The organism is Burkholderia lata, assembly GCF_902499025.1.
Classification (GTDB): domain Bacteria; phylum Pseudomonadota; class Gammaproteobacteria; order Burkholderiales; family Burkholderiaceae; genus Burkholderia; species Burkholderia lata_C.
The window spans coordinates 156,634-179,888 of the sequence record NZ_CABVPW010000016.1; the positions used below are offsets into that span (position 1 = coordinate 156,634).

The 23,255-nt window shown below is 62.0% G+C and carries 18 protein-coding genes and 1 pseudogene; 6 read left to right on the forward strand and 13 right to left on the reverse strand.

Going from position 1 to position 23,255, the window contains the following annotated elements; translation table 11 throughout:
• The first annotated feature begins 9 nt into the window (after positions 1–9).
• From BDI24065_RS18270 to BDI24065_RS18290, 5 genes are read left to right on the forward strand one after another with little or no spacing between them, the layout of a single operon-like run.
• Complete coding sequence (locus BDI24065_RS18270; protein ID WP_175032464.1) at positions 10–3,204, forward strand: efflux RND transporter permease subunit; 3,195 nt, start codon at positions 10–12, stop codon at positions 3,202–3,204.
• Position 3,205: 1 nt separating this feature from the next.
• Positions 3,206–4,699 carry an efflux transporter outer membrane subunit gene (locus BDI24065_RS18275; protein ID WP_175032465.1) on the forward strand — a complete coding sequence of 498 codons (1,494 nt, stop codon included), beginning with the start codon at positions 3,206–3,208 and terminating at the stop codon, positions 4,697–4,699.
• Positions 4,696–6,015 (forward strand): paraquat-inducible protein A, encoded by a 1,320-nt coding sequence (locus tag BDI24065_RS18280; protein ID WP_175032466.1) that lies wholly within the window; start codon positions 4,696–4,698, stop codon positions 6,013–6,015. The genes BDI24065_RS18275 and BDI24065_RS18280 overlap by 4 nt, the downstream gene beginning before the upstream one ends.
• A complete protein-coding gene (locus BDI24065_RS18285; RefSeq protein ID WP_175032467.1) occupies positions 5,990–7,609 on the forward strand; it encodes an intermembrane transport protein PqiB in 1,620 nt (539 codons plus the stop codon). The genes BDI24065_RS18280 and BDI24065_RS18285 overlap by 26 nt, the downstream gene beginning before the upstream one ends.
• The gene (locus BDI24065_RS18290; RefSeq protein ID WP_254609792.1) at positions 7,606–8,196 is read left to right on the forward strand and encodes a PqiC family protein; all 591 of its coding nucleotides are present in this window, start codon (positions 7,606–7,608) and stop codon (positions 8,194–8,196) included. Before BDI24065_RS18285 ends, BDI24065_RS18290 begins: the two co-directional genes overlap by 4 nt.
• A gap of 46 nt (positions 8,197–8,242) precedes the next feature.
• On the opposite strand, the pseudogene BDI24065_RS18295 reads toward BDI24065_RS18290, so the two are convergent.
• Positions 8,243–8,689 (reverse strand): annotated as a pseudogene (locus BDI24065_RS18295) (helix-turn-helix domain-containing protein); the annotation flags it as partial.
• A 253-nt stretch (positions 8,690–8,942) separates the two neighbouring features.
• Between BDI24065_RS18295 and BDI24065_RS18300 the strand changes: the two are divergent.
• Positions 8,943–9,452, forward strand: coding sequence for an IS21 family transposase (locus BDI24065_RS18300; RefSeq protein ID WP_175032468.1), 510 nt, complete (start codon positions 8,943–8,945; stop codon positions 9,450–9,452).
• A gap of 158 nt (positions 9,453–9,610) precedes the next feature.
• Here the strand turns inward: BDI24065_RS18300 and BDI24065_RS18305 are convergent, their stop codons facing one another.
• The 12 genes from BDI24065_RS18305 to BDI24065_RS41065 form a co-directional block, all read right to left on the reverse strand.
• A complete protein-coding gene (locus BDI24065_RS18305) occupies positions 9,611–10,708 on the reverse strand; it encodes a patatin-like phospholipase family protein (RefSeq protein ID WP_175032469.1) in 1,098 nt (365 codons plus the stop codon).
• A 37-nt stretch (positions 10,709–10,745) separates the two neighbouring features.
• Complete coding sequence (locus BDI24065_RS18310) at positions 10,746–11,609, reverse strand: hypothetical protein (protein ID WP_254609793.1); 864 nt, start codon at positions 11,607–11,609, stop codon at positions 10,746–10,748.
• 379 nt (positions 11,610–11,988) lie between these two features.
• Positions 11,989–13,077 (reverse strand): phage late control D family protein, encoded by a 1,089-nt coding sequence (locus BDI24065_RS18315; RefSeq protein WP_175032471.1) that lies wholly within the window; start codon positions 13,075–13,077, stop codon positions 11,989–11,991.
• The gene (locus tag BDI24065_RS18320) at positions 13,077–13,595 is read right to left on the reverse strand and encodes a phage tail protein (protein WP_175032472.1); all 519 of its coding nucleotides are present in this window, start codon (positions 13,593–13,595) and stop codon (positions 13,077–13,079) included. Before BDI24065_RS18320 ends, BDI24065_RS18315 begins: the two co-directional genes overlap by 1 nt.
• A gap of 9 nt (positions 13,596–13,604) precedes the next feature.
• Positions 13,605–16,877: a hypothetical protein gene (locus BDI24065_RS18325; protein ID WP_175032473.1), complete on the reverse strand. Its 3,273-nt coding sequence runs from the start codon at positions 16,875–16,877 to the stop codon at positions 13,605–13,607.
• On the reverse strand, positions 16,874–16,987 hold the full coding sequence (locus BDI24065_RS18330; RefSeq protein ID WP_027808311.1) for a GpE family phage tail protein: 114 nt from the start codon (positions 16,985–16,987) through the stop codon (positions 16,874–16,876). Before BDI24065_RS18330 ends, BDI24065_RS18325 begins: the two co-directional genes overlap by 4 nt.
• Before the next feature lie 11 nt (positions 16,988–16,998).
• Positions 16,999–17,304 (reverse strand): phage tail assembly protein, encoded by a 306-nt coding sequence (locus BDI24065_RS18335; protein ID WP_175032474.1) that lies wholly within the window; start codon positions 17,302–17,304, stop codon positions 16,999–17,001.
• Between the two features lie 55 nt (positions 17,305–17,359).
• Positions 17,360–17,869: a phage major tail tube protein gene (locus tag BDI24065_RS18340; protein WP_124583540.1), complete on the reverse strand. Its 510-nt coding sequence runs from the start codon at positions 17,867–17,869 to the stop codon at positions 17,360–17,362.
• A gap of 47 nt (positions 17,870–17,916) precedes the next feature.
• Positions 17,917–19,104, reverse strand: coding sequence for a phage tail sheath protein (locus tag BDI24065_RS18345; RefSeq protein WP_175032475.1), 1,188 nt, complete (start codon positions 19,102–19,104; stop codon positions 17,917–17,919).
• A gap of 69 nt (positions 19,105–19,173) precedes the next feature.
• Positions 19,174–19,506: a hypothetical protein gene (locus tag BDI24065_RS18350; protein ID WP_175032476.1), complete on the reverse strand. Its 333-nt coding sequence runs from the start codon at positions 19,504–19,506 to the stop codon at positions 19,174–19,176.
• A 50-nt stretch (positions 19,507–19,556) separates the two neighbouring features.
• Positions 19,557–19,982 carry a tail fiber assembly protein gene (locus tag BDI24065_RS18355; RefSeq protein ID WP_175032477.1) on the reverse strand — a complete coding sequence of 142 codons (426 nt, stop codon included), beginning with the start codon at positions 19,980–19,982 and terminating at the stop codon, positions 19,557–19,559.
• Positions 19,979–23,158 carry a phage tail protein gene (locus tag BDI24065_RS41065; protein WP_254609794.1) on the reverse strand — a complete coding sequence of 1,060 codons (3,180 nt, stop codon included), beginning with the start codon at positions 23,156–23,158 and terminating at the stop codon, positions 19,979–19,981. The genes BDI24065_RS18355 and BDI24065_RS41065 overlap by 4 nt, the downstream gene beginning before the upstream one ends.
• Positions 23,159–23,255 lie beyond the last annotated feature (97 nt).

Here is a 23,255-nt window from a genome sequence, read left to right on the forward strand (position 1 = left end):
AGCGGCCACATGAGCATCTCCCACTACTGCATCGACCGGCCGATCTTCGCGTCCGTCATCTCGATCGTGATCACGCTCGGCGGCGCGCTGACGATGCTCGCGCTGCCGGTCGCGCAGTACCCGGATGTCACGCCGCCGCAGATCACGATCGCCGCGTCGTACCCGGGCGCCAGCGCCGACGTCGTGGCCAACAACGTGGCCGCGCCGATCGAGCAGCAGGTCAACGGCGCGGACAACATGATCTACATGAACTCGTCGAGCTCGTCGACCGGCAGCCTGACGATCAACGCGTACTTCGAGATCGGCACCAACCCGGAACTCGCGCAGGTCGACGTGCAGAACCGCGTGAACCTGGCGCTGCCGCAACTGCCGCAGTCGGTCCAGTCGCAGGGCGTGCAGATCCAGAAGAAATCGTCCGCGTTCATGATGGTGATCGCGATCTATTCGCCCGAGCAGCGCTACGACGCGACCTACATCGCGAACTACGCGAACATCTACGTGCTCGATGCGATCAAGCGCATCGGCGGGGCGAACCAGTCGTCGATCTTCGGCACGCCGGATTACGCGATGCGCATCTGGCTGAAGCCGGACCGCATGGCGCAACTGGGCATCACGGCGGCGGACGTGCAGCGAGCGGTGGCGAACCAGAACCAGCAGTTCGCCGTCGGGCGGCTCGGGCAGGCGCCGACGGGCAACCCGGTCGAACAATCGTTCGCGGTGACGACACCGGGGCGCCTGGCGGAGCCGGCCGACTTCGACAACATCATCATCCGCGCCGCGAGCCAGGGCGCGGCAATCGTTCGCCTGAAGGACGTCGGGCGCGCCGAACTCGGGCAGAAGGATTATTCGATCCGCAGCCGCTTCCAGGGCAAGCCGGCCACGATCATCGCGGTGTACCAGCAGCCGGGCGCGAATGCGCTCAACGTGTCGCGCGACGTGCGCGCGGCGCTCGCGGAAATGAAGAAGTCGTTTCCGGAAGGGCTCGACTACAAGATCGCGATGGACACGACGGATTTCACGCGCGCGTCGATCACGGACGTCGTCCACACGTTCTTCGAGGCGCTGATCCTGGTGGTGATCGTCGTATTCGTGTTCCTTCAAAGCTTGCGCGCAACCATCATCCCGGTGCTGGCGGTGCCGGTGTCGATCCTCGGCACGGCCATGGGCATGGCCGTGCTCGGCTTTTCGATCAACATGCTGACGCTGTTCGGCATGGTGCTCGCGATCGGCATCGTGGTCGACGACGCGATCGTGGTGATCGAGAACGTCGAGCGCAACATGACGGTGCACAAGCTCGACCCCAAGGCGGCCGCGAAGCGCGCGATGGACGAGGTGGCCGGGCCGGTGGTGGCGATCGTGCTGGTGCTGTGCGCGGTGTTCGTGCCGGTGGCGTTTCTCGGCGGCATCACGGGGCAGCTCTACAAGCAGTTCGCGATCACGATCGCGATTTCGGTCGTGATCTCGGGCATCGTCGCGCTGACGCTGTCGCCCGCGCTCGCCGCGCTGCTGCTCAAGAGCGGGCACCATGAGAAGAAGGGCTTCTTCCGGTGGTTCGAGCGCGTGTTCGCGAGGATGACGGCCGGTTACACGCACGCGGTCAGGTTCGTCATCAAGCGCTTCGTGATGGCGCTCATCCTGTTCGGCGGCATGATCGCGCTGACGGTGGTGATGTTCCGGACGGTGCCCGGCGCGTTCCTGCCGCCGGAGGACCAGGGCTACCTGCTCGGCGCGATCATCATGCCCGATGCGGCGAGCCTCGACCGCACGGGCGATGTGTCGGCGCGCGTCGGCGACTACTTCATGAAGCAGCCGGCGGTCGACAGCATTACGACGGTGGACGGGTTCAGCCTGCTCGACAGCCAGAACAAGAACAACGCGGGTACTTTCTTCGTCGGTCTCAAAGGCTTCGACGAACGCTACAAGTTCGCGAACATCAGGACGCAGAACGCGCGCGCGGTGCTGATCGACGCATACAAGACGCTGTCCGGGATCCGCGAGGGGATCGTCATTCCGGTCAACCCGCCGTCGATTCCGGGGCTCGGCACGACGGGCGGCACCGAGGTGTGGGTGCAGAGCAAGGGCGACGCATCGATCGCGCAGCTGGCCGACGTCGTGGACGACTTCGTGCGCAAGGCGAAGGCGCGGCCCGAGCTGGTGGGCGTGACGTCGACCTTCAACGCATCGTCGCAACAGTTGCTGGTCGACGTGGATCGCGACAAGTCCGAGACGCTCGGCGTGCCGGTGCAGGACGTTTACAGTGCGATGCAGACGATGTTCGGCTCGCTCTACGTATCGCAGTTCAACCGTGCGAGCCGGCTCTGGCAGGTCATCCTGCAGGCCGAACCGTCGTACCGGCTCAAGCCGCAGGATCTCGACCAGATCTTCGTGCGCAGCAACAGCGGCAACATGGTGCCGCTCAAGTCGGTGGTGACCTACAAGTACGTCACGGGTCCCGACCTGATCACGCGCTTCAACAATTTCCCCGCCGTCAAGATCACCGCGAACGCGGCGCCCGGCTACAGTTCGGGCCAGGTGATCGCCACGCTGGAGGAGCTTGCCGCGCAGATGCCGGCCGGCTACGACGTCGCGTGGAGCGGCGAGGCGTACGAAGCGCGCCAGTCGGGCGGCACGTCGGGCCTCGTGTTCGTTTTCGGCCTGATCATGGTGTTCCTGATCCTCGCGGCGCAATACGAGAAGTGGTCGCTGCCGTTCGGCGTGCTGATGGCCGTGCCGTTCGCGTTGTTCGGGGCGCTGGTCGCGATCATGCTGCGCGGGCTCAACAACGACGTGTACTTCCAGATCGGGATGACGATGCTGGTCGCGCTCGCTGCCAAGAACGCGATCCTGATCTTCGAGTTCGCGGTGATCAACCGCGAGGCCGGCGCTTCGCCGTTCGACGCGGCACTCACGGCAGCGGAGGAGCGCCTGCGGCCGATCATCATGACCTCGCTCGCGTTCATCCTCGGCGTCGTGCCGCTCGCGATCGCGCTCGGCGCGTCGGCGAACAGCCGTCACTCGATCGGCACGGGCGTGATCGGCGGGATGCTCGGCGCGACGGCCATCGCCGTGTTCTTCATCCCGATGTTCTATTACCTGCTCGAATCGATGTCGTCGCGTTCGCGCGACAAGGCCGCACCGCCGCCGTCCGAATCGGGACCGGGCTCGCCGCATGCTGCGCCCTCGGCGCGGCGCAAGGACGACTGACATGCGCCGCGCTGCACTCTGGCGCCTCGGTGCGCCGTTCCTGCTGGCCGGGTTGGGCGGCTGCATGCTCGGCCCGGACTACGTGCGGCCGAAGGTGGATGTGCCGGCCACCTTCCGCTTCCAGTCGGCCGAGGCGGAGGACGTTGCCAATACCGCGTGGTGGCAGCAGTTTCAGGATCCGGCGTTGAACGACCTGATTGCGGCCGCGCTCGCGGAAAATCGCGATGTCAAGATCGCATCGGCGCGCGTCGACGAATTCCTCGGCCAGTTCGTGTCGACGCGTTCCGCGTTGCTGCCGCAGATCGGCGCGGGTGTCGACGTGTCGCGCCAGCGCTCGTCGCAAAGTGGTCCGGTGCCGCTACCGGCGACCGTTTCACCGGTTTCCAACCAGTTCCAGGCGAGCGTGTCTGCGTCGTGGGACATCGACTTGTTCGGCAAGGTCCGGCGCGAGACCGAGGCCGCACGCGCGAACCTGCATGCGAGCGAGGACGCGCGCCGCGCGACGATCCTCACGCTGGTGGCGTCGGTCGCGTCGTCCTACATCACGCTGCGCAGCCTCGATCGCCAGCTCGAGATCGCGAAAGCGACGACCGCGAGCCGCGCGGAATCCGTCCGTGTGTTCACCGCGCGCTTCAAGGGCGGCGAGGTATCACAGATGGAACTGGCGCAAAGCCAGTCCGAATACGAGGCGACGCAGGCCGCCATCCCGCAACTCGAAACGCAGATCGCACAGCAGGAGGACGCGCTGTCCGTGTTGCTCGGCCGAAATCCGGGGCCGATCGTGCGCGGCCGCGAGCTGGCCGACCTCGCGACGCCGGCGGTGCCCTCAGGCCTGCCGTCGGACTTGCTCGAACGCCGGCCGGACCTGCTTCAGGCCGAGCAGAACCTGGTTGCGCAGAATGCGCTGATCGGCGCGGCGCGTGCGCTGTATTTCCCGTCGATTTCGCTCACCGGGCTGTTCGGCTCGGTCAGCTCGCGGTTCTCGAATCTCTTCACGGGGCCCGCGCGCGTATGGTCGTTTGCAGGCTCGGTGACGGTGCCGATCTTCACGGGCGGCAACATCGCGGGGCAGGTGCGGCAGGCGAACGCACGGCAGCAGCAAGCGCTCTACAGCTACCAGAAGGCGATCGAGGTGGCGTTCCAGCAAGTCGAGGACGCGCTGATCACGCTGCAGAAATCGCGCGAGCAGCTGGATACGCAGGGCCGGCAGATCGAAGCACTGCACACCTACGAGCGCCTCGCCCGGATGCGCTACGAGGAAGGCTACACAAGCTATATCGAAGTGCTCGACGCTGAGCGCACGCTGTTCAATGCGGAGCTGTCGTATACGCAGACGCGTGGCACGACACTCACGTCGCTCGTCAACCTCTACGTGGCGATGGGCGGCGGCTGGGTCGTCATGGCCGAACGAATGACGGCGCCGCCGCCTGCCGCCGGCGAGCCTGCCGCCGGCGAGCCTGTCGCTGCGGCGCCGGGCGCGGGAGTGACGCAATGAGCCACGCTCGTCTCGTCGCCTGCCACGAATGCGACTTGCTCCAGCGCGACGTGCCGGTGCCGCCCGGCGGCACGCTGCGCTGCCGTCGTTGCCGCGCGCAGCTATACCGCAACCGCACCGACACCCTCGAACGCGCGCTCGCGTTCACGGTGGCGTCGATCGTGCTGTTGGTGATTTCCAACCTCTATCCGATCGTTGGCCTGTCGGTCAGCGGGACACTCGTCGAGACGACGCTGGCGGGCGCCGTGCGCGTGCTGTACGACGACGGCATGTGGCCACTTGCCGGCCTCGTGTTCGCGACGACGATCCTGATGCCGGTCGTGCAGATCGCGGGCATGCTCTGGCTGCTGTTGCCGCTGCGGGCGACACGCGTGCCCGCGCGCGCGGCGCTCGTGTTTCGCATGTGCCATCTTGCCGAACCGTGGGGGATGACGGAAGTGCTGATCGTCGGCCTGCTGGTGGCGCTGGTCAAGCTCGCGCATATCGCGAGTGTCGTGATTGGCGTCGCGCTGTATTCGTTCGGCGCGCTGATGCTGGTGCTCGCGGCCGCCCGCGCGGCGTTCGACGCGCGCGACTTTTGGGCGCGCATCGGCGCGGTGCGCGGCGTGGCGGGTGAGGGCGTGGGCGAATGTGAAGGTGAGGGTGAGGGCGGGACGTGCGCGCCTGACCCGTCCCGTATCGTCACCGCGGCCGAATGCGGCCTCGTGCTTTGCCACGATTGCGGACTGCTCGCGAAGGTACCCGGCCATGCACACAATCTCGCGTGCCCGCGTTGCGGTGCCGTGCTGCATGTGCGCAAGCCCGCGAGCGTGTCGCGCACATGGGCGCTGCTGATTGCCGCGATCGTGCTGTACGTGCCCGCGAACGTGTTGCCGGTGATGTACACGAGTTCGCTGTTTGGTGCACAGACGGACACGATCATGAGTGGAGTCGTCTATCTGTGGGTCTCCGGATCATGGCCGCTCGCGATCGTGGTGTTTGTCGCGAGCGTCGCGGTGCCGATGCTCAAGATCCTGGCGCTCGCGTACCTCGCGTTCACCGCGCAGCGACATTCGCGATGGCTGCCGGAGCAGCGTACGCGCATCTATCGCATGGTCGAATTCGTCGGGCGCTGGTCGATGCTCGACATCTACGTGATCACGATGCTTGTCGCGCTGGTGCAGTTCCAGGCACTCGCGACGATCAAGGCCGGCCCGGCGGCGATTGCCTTCGGCGCAGTGGTGGTCCTGACAATGTTTGCGGCGATGACGTTCGACCCGCGCCTGATCTGGGACACAGCGGAGCATGATCATGGGCGGCCCCGAACAGAAGCCTGACGTCCCCGACATACCGGATGCCGTTGCCACCGCGCGTTCGCGCTGGCGCCTGCAGCTCGTGTGGCTCGTGCCGATCGTCGCCGTGCTGATCGGCGGGTGGCTGGCCGTGAAGGCCGTCATCGAGCAGGGCCCGACCATCACGATCAGTTTCAAGACCGGTGAGGGGCTCGAAGCGGGCAAGACGAAGATCAAGTTCAAGAACGTCGACATCGGCGTGGTGAAGTCGGTGGTGCTGTCCGCCGATCACAAGCGTGTGCTGGCGACTGCGGACATTACCAAGGACGCCACGTCGCTGCTGGTCGACAACACCCGCTTCTGGGTCGTGCGCCCGCGCATTTCCGGCGGGACGGTGTCAGGCCTCAACACGCTGTTGTCAGGCTCGTTCATCGGGACGGACGTCGGCGACGCGAAGGCGGTGCGCCGCGACTTCACCGGCCTCGAGACACCGCCGGTGTTCACGAGCGACGAGCCGGGCCGGGCGTTCGTGCTGAAAGGCGCGGACATGGGATCGATCGACGTCGGCACGCCGGTCTTTTTCCGGCGGCTCCAGGTCGGGCAGATCGTTTCCTACACGCTCGATTCGGACGGCAAGGGCGTGACGGTGAGGGCGTTCGTCAATGCGCCCTACGATCGGTTCGTGAATGCGGATTCGCGGTTCTGGCATGCGAGCGGCATCGATGTCGCGCTCGATCCAACCGGCGTGCGCGTCGAGACGCAGTCGCTGGTGTCGATCATGATCGGCGGCATCGCGTTCGAGACGCCCGGCGAGCCGCTCCAACAGGCAGCGGCGCCGACCGACACGACGTTCATGCTGTATCACGATCGTGCAGAGGCGATGAAGCGCCACGACAGCATCGTCGAGAAGTACCTCGTGGACTTTACCGATTCGGTGCGCGGGCTGGCCGTTGGTGCGCCGGTCGATTTCCACGGCGTGACGGTCGGTGAAGTGACCGGCATCTATACACGCTTCGATCGCGGAACCCGCAAATTCAGCATTCCCGTCGAAATCAACCTGTATCCGGAACGCTTCACATCGCGATACCGGACCGGCGCGAAGGGCGGGCGCCTGTCCCAGCACCCCGAACAGCTGGCGAACACGCTCGTGGAGCACGGATTGCGCGCGCAGTTGCGGACCGGCAACCTGCTGACAGGACAACTCTATGTCGCGCTCGATTTCTTTCCCGACGCGCAGAAGGCGACCATCGACTGGGCGGCCAATCCGCCCGAGATACCGGCGATTCCCGGGACGTTGCAATCGTTGCAGGATTCGGTGACGCGCGTGATGGCGAAGCTCAATGGTGTTCCGCTCGACGCGATCGGCAAGAACGCGCAGCAGACGCTTGCCAGTGCCAATCTGCTGCTCAAGCAACTGGATTCCGACGTGGTGCCGCAGGCGCGCGATACGCTGGCATCAGCTCATTCCGCGCTCGATTCGGCGAACAGTGCGCTACAGCCGGGCTCGGAGCTGCAGCAGAACACGGGCGATGCGATGCGCGAGATCGCGCGTACGGCCGCGGCGTTCCGGACGCTCGCCGATTACCTGGAACGGCATCCGGAAGCGATGGTGCGCGGCAAGACGGAGGGTGCGCAGTGAGACGCATTGACATGATCTTCGCTGCCGTAATGATCGTCGGATCGCTGGGCGGCTGCGGCAGTTCGCCGAAGGCGAGCTTCTACACGCTGGCCCCCGATGCGATGCTCGCGAGCACCGAAAACATCGCGGCGGTCCGTGTCGTGGTCGGCCCGGTCACGGTTCCTGATCTGGTCGACCGTCCGCAGATCGTCACGCGCGGTGCCGGTAGCCGCGTGAACATCGACGAATTTGCGCGCTGGGCCGAGCCGCTGAAGACGGACATCGCGCGCGTAATCGCGGCCGATCTCGGGACGCTGCTTGGTTCGGCGCAGGTGAACGTGTTCGATGCCGGCGCGGGTGCTGCGCCGGCGTGGCGCGTGCGCGTGGACGTGATGCGCTTCGATTCCACGCCAGGCGATTCGGTCACGGTCGACGCGCAGTGGACGATCCGTCCGCCGGGGAAGCCGGGCGTGGTAATGGGGCGCTCCGTCGTGCATGAACCGGTGCACGGGCAGGGTTACGACGCGCTGGTCACGGCGCACGACCGCGCGCTGGGGGCGGTGAGTCGCGATATCGCATCGGTCATCCGGACGAACCCGATTCGATGACGGTGGATCGTGCGTGATCGAGGACGCCGAGGAGGTCGCGAATGGCGATCTGGATCAGTTTGCCCAAGCATGCGCGCCGCGCCCGCGGCTGGTAGACCTTGGGCGGCCGCTGCCGGCGTGGCATCCACAAACCGGCATCCGTCATCAGCCGCCGTACCGTTTCCTTGGCCAACTGGATGCCATGGCACTCGGACAACTTCTCGCGCGCCAGCGTCGGGCCAAAATCGGCGTAGCGCTCCCGAATCAGGCTCAAGGCACGATGTGCCAAATCCTCGGGTAGTTGATGGTTGCTCGCGTGGCCACGCCGCTGCGAAAGCAGCCCGGCCGGGCCAGCAGCCCGATACCGGGCGGCCAGCCGTTCGATCTGCCGTCGACTGATCCCGAGCCGCTCCGCGGCTCGCCAAGGCATCAGACGCCGCTCGATCACAGCTTCCACGACCTTCAGACGATCCAGCTCCCGCATCGTCAGTGTCACCAATCCAGCTGGCTGCATGGTCGGCTCCCGTGCTTGCTCAATGAGCCGTTCAGCATGGCAGCAGTCAAAAACACGACATCTGTAAATAGCCAGAACACGACATTAGGATATGGCTGCTACAACATAAACTGTTGATAATTCACGTTATGTAAAGTTTGGTCGCTAACTTTCCCGATACCTACCATCGGCCGCGAAACGGGTTTCGTCTGAGCAAAGATCGCGGGTTTACGATAGTTTACCGCCGCCTTTCCGTAGCCCTACAAAATACCCCGTGTCTGACCAAACACGCCACGGCACGCTGCGGGAGTTTCTCGACCTGATCGACGGTCTAGCAACCGCCGAAATCGCCCGCCGATTGCGCTGCTGCACACGCACTGTCCGCAATTACCTTGCCGGGCGCGCCCCGATCCCTTGGCACCGCATTGAAATGCTACGCCTGCTTGCGCTTGAGGCGCTTGGGGATATCGGCCGTGCGTCAGCCGCCGATGAAACTCCCGTCGCTGCCACACTCGATCCCGATCCGTCCGCACCGGACGTAACGCCCGACGACATGCTTGCATGGGTCGGCGTTCATTCGCCACATCACCTGTCCAGCAAACGAAGCCTCGCGCATTACGTGCGCGGCTGGAACGTCATCGACAAGATTCGGCGCGCGAAGTCCGAAGGTACGTTTGCCGCCGTGCTGGCTCGCTGGCGTTTGCTCGCCGTCGAACTACCGCGCATGTGGCGATCTGGCCCGATGTGGGCCGGAATCGGACCACCAGCGTACAGGCGGAAGTGATTCGGATCGCACAAGCACGGCGCTTTGCGATCCGCCGCCGCTCAAGCAACTGAAAAATAGGGAAATAACGTGACCATTCCGGGGACGCCGCGCATGCGGCGCGCATTCTGTCGCCTGTACCTGTCCTATCGCTTGCCAACGCAGTTGGCGTCGCGCAATCAGCACCTCTTCAAACTTGTGAGTAAGCCATATTGGCGTTCGATGTCCTGCGCAAGAGCGTATCCGTGGCCTGCAATCGCATCAAAATCCTCAACCTTCATTCGTGAGAGATTTGTCGGGAAACTGCGTGCGAGCTTTGCATTTTCTTGGCCTCCACCTTGAATCTTCCTCGCAATGTAGGTGTAAGCGCCCGCGTTGCTTGATCGTTCGAGGTAGTTAACAAACGAACGCACCCGCAATGTCCGCGACTGTTCCGACATGATGTCGGCGAGGCGCTTCGCCCGAAACAAGCTGAAGAAGGATGCTTGCCAATCGGTAAGTGGGGCCCCTGCATCCGAAACGTAAATGACGGTCCCGTCAATTTTGGATTGCTGTTTGCCGACATCGAAATACGGCTCTAGCCCTAGGTTGTCGTAGACGCCTCCATCATAAAGATGCAGGTTCCTAAAGGGCAACGTGACAGGTTCCGCTGGCTTGCTGGCGCCCCATTCCTTACGGCGCATCCATGAGAATGGTCTAGTCTTGATCGAGAGCGGACCGATCAATCCGGGAAATGCCGCCGACACTGCCATCGCACTCGCTAGCGCGAACTCTCCCCCGTAAGCGTACCCAGATTTCCAATCTCCGATGGAGTCACGCTTAAACCGAAACCGTCTCCCGGTCTCCGCAGTTGTCCCATTTATCGACCACTCCGGACGCACGGGCAAATCTTTGAGGCAATGTGTAACACCCCAGCCGCTTAGCGATTTCGCGATCAGATTCGCACGAGACAATATATAGCGCCAGTTTTGCGGAAACGCCAGTTTGCATATCGCGTCGAAGACGAGGCTACGTCGACTCATCTGCATACGAAGCGGCTCGTACACCTGTTCATTAAAGCTTGCGGACGACGGCCAATTCATATTGCACTGGCTAAAGATGAGGCCTACAAGCAAGCTGCCGCCGGAGACAGTCGAAACTCGCGAAACGCGCTCCAACACACCCTGCTCAGCCAAGTACCGCAGCACGCCGAGATGGAACGCCATAGCGCGAGCGCCCCCACCTGACAGTGCCAGCGCGATTTCAAGTTGATCCGGCGCGACACTACTGCTGTTCATACGCTATCCCGACGAGCATTACATGTCGACTTAAGAGTCAGAGCGTGTATTCCGTTTCTACGTCGAGACTACCGATGTAGTTGGGGAAATTGGCCATCGACTCGTCATTGAGATTGCTCGGCCCATTGTATGTAGAATTGGAAACGTAAAAATGAACCTTGCCTTCCACGCATTCCATAGTGATGTCGCCTGCACGGTTTTGGGTGATTTTTTGGTAGCCCGTGTAGTAGTTCAAGTGCCGTGACGGAGCTTCACCGATCACGATGATTTGCGGGTCCAGCTTCTCAAGCCACGAGTCAGGAATTTTCCCTGATTCACGACCATGATGTGAGGCGAAAACGATCGTAGTTTTTTCCAGCTTGATGTGTGCCTCGATTTTCTCCATGAATTCCGTTTCGAGATCACCCAGCCACATCACTGTTGCTCCGTTTTCAAGCGAGTATCGGATTACAGCCGACGTATTGTTATACGACTCACCTGCTTCGCAGAATTCCAGAGCCTCTTTAAAATCAGCGTTGTTGGTATCCGGCCACAGGACGTTGATGCCAGACGCGCCGCGCGTATCGTCCTTCTCGTTCATCCATTTTCGCTTGCAGCCTTTATGGATGTAGAACGCCTTATCGGTATCGTCTCGAAGCTTGCAATAGCGTTTGAACGAGTCCGTATTCGAATCTTTTATGGCCTGATTCTTAACGACATAGAAATTTAGGATGGGCATTTCATCATCGAGTATTTCTATACCCCCAAAGTGATCCTGATCTGGATGGGTGCAAATGAAGCGAGTTATGCCCTTGCCGGCCGACTCTTTTTTCAGCTCGGCGATAATTGCGTCCTTGTTCTCATCAGTGAGATTGCAGTCGATAATTGTAAAGTTATCGCTGTTGTGCTTGATGTAGAACATGTCGCCGTTTCCAACGGAAAAGCTCTTGACGATAGACATGTGGAACCCCGGTGCAGATGCTAGGTCTTGTTATCTAACGGCGACACGAAATCGGGGGGCACCGCTCCCAAGAGCCGTGCTCCATCAAGTCATGTCTCCGCTACCAGCGATCTGAATTTAGCGCCGCGCAGTGTCTCCTTTTGTGGGGGCTGCTGCGGATCGATTATCCCTCTCGTGCAGAGGTGTTAATACTGTATGTGGGGTTCCGTTAGCGGTCAATGCACTACATGCGGAAATTTCGCAACTTTCAGTGCGTCGGGATTGATAATTGCTGTTGCGCCTCGCGCGCAACCGTGCTACCCGAATCCAGCGGTGCTGCGGTTAACCCTGACGGGCATACCTACTGCGATTTCCCTCCCTTTCGGAAATGTGTACGGTGCCGACTCGTCGTCGGATCGTCGCGCATCTCCATCTCAAGCGACGTAGTGAACCCGCCATTTCCGTCCAGGCGGGACGTTACGCGCTTCACGAGCCACGGCGTTTCGTCTATGTCGGGCTTGAACCCCTTCGCGATTGCGGGCATCTCCGGGTACACATCGGCACGGCCGAGCGCCAGCGAAATGTCGAACGTCGCCTGCCCGCGCTGCGTGCGCGTGTACTCCGCTTTCGCTGCGGCCGTTGCTTCCGCCTGCGTCGCGTAGGTTTCCGGTAACAGCTTCACACTGCTGCCGTTGTCGCCGCCGACCGTGACAGATTGCGTGCGCCCTTTCTTCGATGAGTGCCAGCGCGCGCGAACAGACGAATAGCTTTCGCGCTGCGAAACGTGATAACGGTACGAGTCGCCGCTCGACCGCCGAATCTGAATCGTCGGCAACGGCTTACCGCTCGCGGTCGCACCCGCGCCGATCGGCAGGAACAACAGCCGCCCATCCTTCACGGTCATAACGGCGTCGTACCGCTTCGCGAGCCGCGTCAAAAATGACAGGTCACTTTCGCCCGTTTGGTCGATGTGATCGATCTTGATTTTGCCGAGCGCTTCGCCGACAACTGGCGTCATTTTGTGGCGCACCGCGACCGCCTTCACAATCGCGCTGATGGTCTGCGCGTGCCAACTTTTATCCCGGCGTTCGTGCATGGCTCCCGTCATGGATGCCGATCGCGCGCTAATCGTGATCTGATCCGGCGCGCCGTGGAATTCGACTTCATCGACCGTAAAACTGCCCTTGTCGACCAATGGTTGACCGACCCACCCAAGCATCAGTTTTATCGTGACGCCGCGCTTTGGTATCGCCAGATCGCCGCGCGTGTCGTCCAGCACGAGATCGAGTCTATCGGCCTCGTCCGCGCGGGATTCACTCAGCGTCAGATAGATCAGATACGGGGCGATGCTCCGGGAAATGTCGCGCCCGTCCAGCGTGATCCAGTAATCGCATTGAGGCACGATGCGGCCCGCATCCGCCGATTTCTCGCGTGTCGGCCTAGTCGACATTATTTCCCCTTCTTCGCACGCTTCGCCTTGCCCGTCTTGATGTACGGCGGCGCTTCCGACATTGGCGCGTTGTCGACCTTCCCGTTCGCTGGCGCCGCTTTCTCGTTCGGCGATCCATCGTCGACGGTCGCGCGCAATGCGTTGTTGTCGGCGACCTTCAACGTCAACTCGAATTCGATTTTCAACGCGACGCCAAGGACGTTGAAGTACGAGTGTGTTTCGTTCAATTCCTCCAAGGTGAACGCGCCGTAGATGCGCCCCGTGCCGTCGACCAACACGTGCGCGTCGCCCACGTCTGCCATCGATTCGAGAATATCGAGAGAAAGCGGCGTGCCGATTTCACCGGTCGCAATCATTCCCTCAATCCTGATCGTGTCCTCACCCTGCCCGACGTATTGAGTGCTGTCGCGCGCACCGACGCGCGAATTGCTCGCGTGCTTCCACGTCCGCTGACGTTGAAACTGATGGAACGGTGCGATTTCCGTACTGAAAACGAACTGCCCGTAAGAAACCAACATTGCTCACCCTCACCCGATATCCGAAAGACTCGACCCACCGCGTCGACGGCGTTCACGCTCGGCGTCCTGCAGCGCTTGACGCACCGCCGCCTTGATATCGTCGGCGTTACCTGACGGTGCGGTGATGTTGAACGTGTAGTGATGCACGCTCGGCTCGCTCCCGCCACCTTGGCGACCGCTCCCGGCAGACGTTGCCGACGCTGCGAGCGGCCCGCGCTGGTCGATCAGGGGTCGATACTGCTCGGCCCGAACCGGGCTTTGCATAGGGTCCATAGGCGCACCCAGTGCGGCCCCCGTGCCAGTCGCCGCGCCGAACGTGACAGCGGCAACACCCGCGAGTCGCGCAGCCGACGACGCAACACGCACCCGCTCGCCGTCGATCCCGTTCGCGGCCCCCTGCCCGATGAACCCGCCTAGCTCACCGAATACGCGGCTAGGGCTGTGAATGCCGAGCTTTTCCTTGAACCAGTCGACGGTCGAGCTTGCAACGTTCGTGATCGCGTCCTTGACCGATTTCAGCCCGTTCGTTATGCCGTTGACCAACCCTTGCATCAGGTTGCCCCCGAACTCCACGAACTGCTTGCTTACGTCCGCAACCGTCACAATGAGCCCGCCGAGCCACAGGCCGAACCGCTTGCCGCTCGCTGCCGCGCTATCAAGGCTTTCCTTGGTCGTATCGACGGGACCAAACAGCTTTGTGAACCAGTCCCACGCAGCCTGCACCTTTTCCAGTAGCCAATCCCACACGGGTTTCAACGGTGCGAACAGTTCCCCGAGCGACGCAAACAGGCCGGAGAAAATTCCGCTCAACGGGGCTAACCCCTCTTTCAGACCTTCCCAGAATCCCGAGAAAAACGCCTTGATCGGCTCCCAGTAGCGAATGACCAGCAGCGCCGCGAGCGCAATAGCCGTGATCGCGATCCCGATCGGATTCGTAAGCGCTAGCCGACCAACGAACAGCAGTGTTTGGCCGAGCCCTGCGAGCGCACCGGCTACGCCAGTGATCGCCCCGCGCGCCCCGCCCTTCACAATGCTGATGCCACCACGAACAACATCACGGCCGACGCCACCCACTCCGCGGCTCGCGACGTACCGTCCCGCGCGCACAACGCGTCCGGCGATTGCGGCTCGCTTTGCGGCGGCGACACGCCCCAACTCGACGATGTACTCACGCGCCGCACCCGTGCCACGCTTCGCGCTCGCGACCGCATCTGCGCCCCACTTCTTCGACGCGTCGCGTGCGGCGCGGAAAGCGGCGGGAATCCGGGTCGACACAGTACGCGCGAAGTTGCGCGGCGATGACGCGTCCCACGCGGCCGACAGCGCCGACCGCAAACGTGACGCCGCCTTAGTCGCGCCACCGCCTGCCGAACTGAACACCTTCGTGACCTTCGAGAACCGCCCGAGCGCGCCCGAACCGCCGTTGATCCCGCCCACCGCCGCCTTGCCTTCGACGCCGAGCATGCGCAGGCCGAATCGCACCATTGCGAGGGGGCCAATGATCGCCGCAAGCCCGATCATGAGCGTTCCACCTACGCCAAGGATGACGCCGAGCGCGGCCAGTGAGATGAGCGCGATGCGGGTCGCTTCGCCGTGCTGGCGCGTGAATTCCGTCACCCGCGACAGCAGTTTGGAAGTCAGTTCGAGCCCCCGGTTATACAGCGGCAGGATTTTTTCGCCCAACTCAGCTTCGAGCGTTGCGCGCTTCGCGAGCGCGTCCATTTCCTTGCCGTAGGCGATGTTCGTGCCTTCGTTGTAGAGCGCGTCGACGCCGAACGCCTTCGGCGCGTTCTCGCGGTGCTTCATGATGTTCGCGCGCTCGAGAAACAGCGATGCGAAAAAGTCGCCACCCTTGCGCGACGAAAACAGATGGCCGATCTTCGACACAACCTGCATATCCGTCAGATTTCCTTTCGGGTTGATCTTCGGGATGATTTCCTTCATCAAGTATTCGAACGGGTCGGTTTTGTATAGCTCGATCTGGTTGAGCGCTTCGGGCAGGATCTTTGTGACGTGCCCGGTTTTACCGTACTGGACCGATTTCTTGTTGATCAGTCCGGCTTTCACCAGTTCTTCGCCCGATTGCTGAGTCGTGCGCCCCTGCGCCCAGTTCGTATAGGCGCTCATCAGGCCCGTACCGGCACGGAACCCGCCCATTTCCTGCATCGTGTGCAGCAGGCCGAAATAGAACGCGTTGTCGCCCAACTGTTTGGCGGCGATACCGCCCGTCTTGATCGCGTTCAAGAAATCTTCGGGCTTCACCGTGCCGCCCGACGCAACATAGGCTTTCGTCGCGTTGTCTACGGCCTGCTTGAACGCCTCCGGGCTCTTGAGCGACCCACGCAATTCCGTCGTCTTGACGAGGTCCATCAGCATGTTTTCGGCCATCTCGCCGTGCCCCTCGCCATACCCGCGCCGAGCCATCACCGATTCGATGCCGACTTTCATCTTGGCAAGCAACGGGGCCATTTCCTCCGCGTGGTGCATGTCCCGCGTGATGGTGTATGTCTCTTTCAGCAGCTTGAGCTTGTCGAGCTTGCTTAAACCTTTCACGTCGATGCCGTCGGCGAACTTCGTTGCTTCGCCGAGCTTCGTCTCACCGACGCCGAGCGCGCGGAATTGCGATACCTGCTGTTCGTATTCCTTCGCCTCGTTCAGCGTGTGTCCCAAACCACCGAGCACGCGCCCGCCGACGGTACGCGTCGCGTATCCGGCGACAGCCATCCCGGCCGCGAACGTCTGCGTTTTCTGCAACTGTTCACGCGCCGGGGCGAGCGCGGCCTTGCGCGCCTGTACCGCTTTCAACTTGCGCCCTTGATCGGACAGTGCGTCGTTCGTGCGCGTGATGCTCGAATGTAGTGCGCGCTCGTATTCGGCGAGTGTCTGTGTCCCTCGCCCCGCCTGCTGCATCCGGCTATTCAGTTCGCCCAGGCGGTCGCGCTGGCGTGCCTGTTGCGCAGTTAGGGATACGACAGCAGCCGAAGCGCGACGCAGTGAATTTTGCATGCGGACCGTCGGCGCATTGGTCGCCTGAATCTTGGCGCTCAGTTCGGCCACGCCCGCGCGTGCCTCTTTCAGCTTGGTTGCGGTGCGGCCCATCTCCGCACGCAGTGACTTCACCGCATCGACAGTCCGTTTCTGATTCTGGAGTTGCGACAGCTTCTGTTGGAGACTCCCCAACTCCTTCGACGCGGCCCGGCTACCGCCGATGATCTTCTTCAGCGGCGCGGTGATTTTCTCCACCATGCCGAACACGACACGCAGTTTCAGTTCGTTGCTCATTGCTTCTCGTATCGTTCGCGCGCGCGCTCGCGCCAATCCATCAGTTCAGAAACGGACATGCTGTCCATGACGGACGGCGGCCAGTGAAACACCAGCGCCACGTCCGCCATTGCGTCCTCGATTACAGGCGGGAATCCATGCTTTCCCGCATAGCCTTCGTCAGAAAAAAACCGCTCATGACGCCCCCGATTTGCAGCAAGTCGGCCGGGTCGAGCTGTGCCACGTCGATTTCGTTCAACGTCGGGGTCGTGATTCGGGGAATCACCTTCTGGAGCGCGGTCACGTCGAGGTTCACCAGTTCGGTGAGCGACACGCCGCGCAGTTCCCCAGCCATCGGCTTACGCAGCGTAATGGTCGTGATTTCGGTGTCGCCGCGCTGAATCGGTTGATCGAGGGTGATCGTGTTGTCGGTTGCCTTCGTTTTCATCTGTTCGTTCCTTCGAGAATGGTTGTGCAGCCCGGATCAGTCGGGCCGAGTGCAATTAAACGCCGATGATCTTGCGCACGTCGGCGAGCGAGTCGATACCGCCGATGTTCAGGATCGAGTTGAGAACGTCGATTTCGATTTCGGTGCTCCCGTTGATCGACAGCTTGTAATACGCCAGCGGCATCGTCGCCTTCACCGTCGTGTCGTCGCCGGGCTTCGCCGTGCCGAAGTCCAGTTCTTTGAAGCGGCCACGCACGACGATTTCGACGGCCATCCACTGCTCAGACGTTTCATCCTGATACGCACCAGCAAAGCGCAGCATCACACCGTCGGCCGTGCTTTTTCCGTACAGGCGCAGCATGTCGCGCTCGATGCCACCGAGCGTCCATTCAATCTCCATCGCCTCCTGACCGAGATCGATCTGAACCGGCCCCGGCATGCCGCCGCCGCGATATTCCTCCATCTTGCGCGACAGCTTCGGCAGCGTCAGTTCAGGCGTCTTGTGCAGGTACGACGTACCGTTGACAAACACATTGAAGTGTTTCAGTTTGCTGGGCATCCCCATGTTCTTTTCCTCCCTTCAATCGTGCGCGACCGTCGCCGCGCGACGTGTTAGCTGTTGACCTGCGACGCGAAGTCGACCAGATACGAATCGGTGATCGTCTGGCGCAGCGTGAGGTTTTCGAGCGGCGGAACCGGCGTGTAGTCGTAATCGACCACCAGCTTTCCGTCCCGCAGTTCGGCGACGCCGTTGCGGTCCATGTCATAGCTCGCCGACGCGCCGATCAGATAGCCGTTCGTCGTCATCGAACGCAGCTTCGCGCTGATGCTTTCGATAATGTCGCGGGGCAGCTTCGGCACCATCGCGCCGTCGATCGACGGAAACTGCGCCTCTGCGATCGTGTCCGCGAGCACCTGCCCGGTGCGGGTGTAGTTCTCGAACTCGAAATCGGTATCGGCCGAAGCGGTGCGCGAACCCCAAAAGCGAAAACCATCGCGACTGATGAGCGTCGTCACCTGATTCTCGTTGAGGAAACCCGCATCCGTCGCCGGGTTTTGCAAGTCCCATGAAACAGGCTTGCTGATGCCCTGCACACCGTTCACCGCAACGTTCGACAGCGTCTTGTGCCAGCCGACGAGCTGATCGATTTTGGCGCGCATGCCGACCGCATACGCGACCGCGGGCACCACTGCCGCTTGCGACGAAACGTCGTCCCATGCGATGAAGTCCGGCCAGATCACCATGACTTCGCGTTGACCGAACATCTTGCGGTAGGCCACGGCGTCCTCCTTCGTCGCGACCAGTTGACCGTCCACGCCACGCGCGGCGATGTACGCGAACCCGCGCAGCATTTGCGCCGTCGTCGCCAGCGCGTTCGCGACAGGCTGCGTATCGAGCCCCGGCGCGGCGAGAATGCGCGGTTTGACCTGCACGACGCCCGGTGCGGATTCGAGCGCCTTGATACCGGTTTTCGTGCCGTCCGCATTCACCGAGCCGATGACGTTCGACGTCGTTTCGTCTGCGTCCTTCCCTTCCGGGACGCGCACCACGACGACGAACGGGCGCGCCTGCTTCGAAATCGCATCGAGCGTCTTGTAAAGCGTCCCCTTGCGCCCCGCCTTGCCGAGCGCTTCAACCACGTTCGTGACGAGCACGGGCTTGTTCATGGGGAACGCTACGGCGTCAGCATCGGACGCCGTGCAGACGATACCGATAATCGCCGTCGAAATCGTCGTGATGGGACGGACCCCGGAGCGGTCCTCCACTACGGTTACGCCGTGGTGATAGTCCTGCGGCATGGTTGATTCACTCCTGTGTTATTGGTTTGGTGCGGCCCGGATCAGGACCGCGTTTCAGGTTCTCGCGCGTCAGTCGGCGACGATATCGGCACCCGCGAATGCGTACCGGTTCGTTCCGTACTGGCGCAACATCGCGTCGCCGTTCTCACCTTCCGGTACCGGAGCAACCAGCACGGATTCGACATACGCTTTCGGGTCTTTGCCGCTTTTCGGTATGCCTTCAACACTCAGCATCGAATTCGCGAGCGGCGCCAGATTCGCTTTCTTCGATGCGTCGTCGTAGAAGCTGGACATCTGCACCGACGTGGTGTTGGTCGTGTAGCTGATCGTCACCGAGTCGATGCGGTGCGTGCTTGCGGGTGCGCCGGTTTGTTCAACGGTGATGGTCTTTTTCAGGGTCATTGCTCGAATCTCCAATCAAGTTTCAGTAAATACGACGCCGATTGCTCGGCTCAGATGGGCGCAGTCGGCCATTCAACATTCAGCGGAAACCCGGCCTGCTGCGGTACGTCGCGCAACTCGGCGCGGTATTTTCGAAGGGCGGATTCCAGATCAGAGCGACCGGAATCTGCCGCCCGCTCCACCAACGGGTCGACCTGCAACAGCAGCGCATCGCGCTCACTGCGCACGCGTGCGGCCGCGTCGACCAACTCGAATTCCGCCTGGAATTCCGGCCACCAATTCAACAGATCTGCGGGTGTCGGTTGCGGAATGTCGCGCGGCTCCCAAATCGGCACCCACGCCGATTTCGTTTGTTCGAGCGACTTCTCATTGACCGGATGTGCAACCCAGTAATCCTTGCAGCGCACTAGCTGCGGGAATTTCTTCGACAGGATGAAAGCCGCTTGCTCGACGTGGAGCATGAATTTGTTCGTCATTGGTTTCTCAGTACTACGCCGTAGACTACGATTGCGTTGGCTGTCCCGTTTCCGGGGCCACTCAGCCCACACACAACCCACGGTGCAGGCAGTGCGCCGCCGAGCCGATCGACGGTGCCGAAGTTGTTCACACCGGAGTCCCATTGCACGCGCGCACCGGCACCGGCTCGAGCGTTGATGTTTCCCCAAATGTCGTCAATTTCCGCGCCGAGCCAGCGGCCGCGCCAGCCTAGCCACAGGTTCCCGTCAGTCTGTAGCGTCGATCCGCCGACATGCAGGCTGCCGTTCTGCCACGTCTCGCCCTCGTTGCTGGCGCTCCATGGCACGCCGTTGTAAGCACTGTTGATGAGTTCGAGGCCACCACCGTCACGTGCGCGCAGGTACGTCCACGAGTCGTAACCCGGCCGGTTATTGCGCAGGCCGATGTCGGCCTGCCATCCGTCACGGTTCAGGGTTGGGCGGTTGTAGAAGCGCGATTGCGCCGTGACATGGATATCGCTGTTGAACTGGACGCGGTTGTCGGCGTTGTAGACAGTGATCGGGTTTGATTTCCATGTGCCATCCGGATTCATGGTCGCCCATGCCGAATAGTTGCCGTTCATCGTCCCGTGAATCCACGCCTGCGCGGTGCCATCGGCACGAACGAGTACGAGGCCACGGGCGTCCTTAGCGTTCGGCTGCATGACTCGCAGATCGCCGGTCATGGTGTCGCCGTAACGGCTGACCCGCGTGTTCGGATCAAAGTTGGTTTGATCCCACACCCGCCCACCGTTCACATAGAAACCACCCTTTACATCCCACTTACCGCTGCGGAAGTCGTAATAGCCGTTCACTGAGCCGTCATAGGTTCTCATCCCCATGCCATTCCAGCCGAACAACGCGAAGTTGTACTTGTCGTATGCGGCCGCGTCACCGTTTCCGTTCTCGAAGCCGTTCCTCGATCCACCGTAGGATTGGAAGTACAGCGCGGACTGCATCGTGCCGCCGACGTTCTTATCGAGTGGGGTGAGGTTGCCTTCGTGCCAGACAACCTTATCGTTGACTTTTAGGGCGCGCTCAGTGTGGTGATACTGGAACGATCCTTTTGTCGGTGAATACCAGCCAGAGCGATCCAGATTTCCGAAGAAGTAGCCATCATTCTTACCCGCCCTAATCACACCCTCACCGCTAGGCGAAATCTTCACCTCGCCGAGCGCTGCGAATCCGCCGTTCACTTGCAACGCACTCGTGCCGTCATCGCTCGTCATGCCGATCAGCACGCGACCACCATTCGGCATCAGGCCCATATTGCCCGCCGCAATGCCGCTCCCACGAGTAACGTAAAACACATCGCGCGACTGGCTGTAGCCATCGTTCACGGTGCGAACGGTGAACGCGCCATCCCCACCGTGAAGCACTTCCCATTGCTTCTGATCAACGGGAGCGCCCTCACGCCTCAGAATGATTGACGTCTGCCCCGTGCCGCTACCGTTGGTCGCGACGAGAGCGCCGACTCCGCTCGCTCCTTTGACCGGCCCGTTCGCTTTGATTGGGCCATTCACTTGAACCAATGCGTCGCTGCCGTCGTCACCGGTCAGACCGACCACGAACTTACCGTTCTCGGTTACGCGCGCGCGCTCGGTCCCACCGGCGCTGAACGTAATTGCGCCTTTGCCAATCGTCGACGTGCCGTAGAACCCGATATTCGGGCCGTTGGCACCCTTGTACATGCCGATCAGGCCCGACGCACCCGCGCCCTGATCGTTGATGAAGTAGTTCCCGGCGCGCATGCTTCCGGCAACCTGCGCGGTGTTCACGCCGTCGTCAGTTGTTCCGCCGATGGTCATGCGACCGCCGGGCACGAGCTTCGCGCCTTCCGAATTACCCGCGATCAGTTGCAGCACACCAGCGGCCCCCTCGCTGCCGACCGACAGATGGCCATTCGAGCGAAAGAATCCCCAATCGGTGTTGGAATTGGCCCATGCGGTTGTCTTACCGTTGCCAAACCGATGCAGACCGCGTGTGGTCGCGTTACCCCCGACCTGCAACCAACTGCCGTCGTCGGGCGGCTGGCCAATGAGGACGCGATTATTCTGGTAGGTGCCGTCTACGGCCACAAACCGCACGGTTTCCGCCCCGTTGTTCGTGACCGCGAACACGCCATCGGCAATGTGGAAGAATCCCGTGTCCGGCGCGCCGTCATTCACGAACGAGATGCCCGGCTGGGTCACGGTGCCTTCGGCGGCCAGAATCGGACCAGACATCGTGATGCCGGTCGTCTGTGCCGGGTTCGGCAGATTGCCCGTGTGCCACACGTCCTTGCCATTGACGAGAAGGTTTTTCTTCGCGAAATTCAGAGCAAACATTGTGCCGCTCGACGGGAGGTAAAACCCCGCTTCCGATGCGTTACCGAAGAAGTAGCCGCCACTTGCGCCGAAGATTGCGCGCCCCTCCGCAGTGCCGTTGCTCACGTTGAGCATGCCCTTGACGTTCAACTGACCGCCGACGTAGGTAGTTCCCGAGCCCGTGCCGTCCAGCGTTATTGCGCCGGTCTTGTGTTCGATCGTGAGCGGTCGCAGGGCATTCCACGATGCACCTATGCCGCTGCCGTCCGACATGAGCAAATAGAAGTTTGTCCCGTCGTTGCGCAGAATCACATCGCGGCCGTTCATCAGCCGGAAGTTTGCGCCACCGCTATCGAGCCCCGCCGAGGCAACACCGCCCGAGTACAGACCCGTACCGCCGACCTGAAGTGCGGTCGCGCCGTTGTCGTCCATATTGCCGACGATGAGCCTGCCGCCGTGCGTGATCCGCATCGCGCGAATCTGATTCGCGTCGCTGTTCGAATCGTTCGGCGTTCGGTTGATGTAGAAGTCCAGGCATTCGCGGCCCCATGTTCCAGCATCGAAGCCCGCACGCAGCGACGCGATGAGCCGTGCATTGGTGTCAGCGGTGCCACCCGCGAACGTCGCATGAAAGCGCATCTTCGCGGCGCGATTCAGTGCGCCCGACGCTGCCGCGACAACAAGCTGTGCATCCTGATCCGTCGGCGTCGACGTGACGCTCACCGGCCCGGTGAGTTGCGGGCGGACCAGCGGCGCGTAGCGCGCAGCGGCAGTCTTAGGCGTGAGCGCGCGCAAGCCGTCCTTGCCCTCGTTGACCTCCTCCTGTGTCGCAATCTCGATGACACCCTGCACCGTCTCCGACGCGGGCGGATTTAGCAGGCTGTTGAAAAGCGCCGCGGTTTGATGGCCGGGGCACTGATTAAATGGATTTGGTATGCGATTGGCCGCC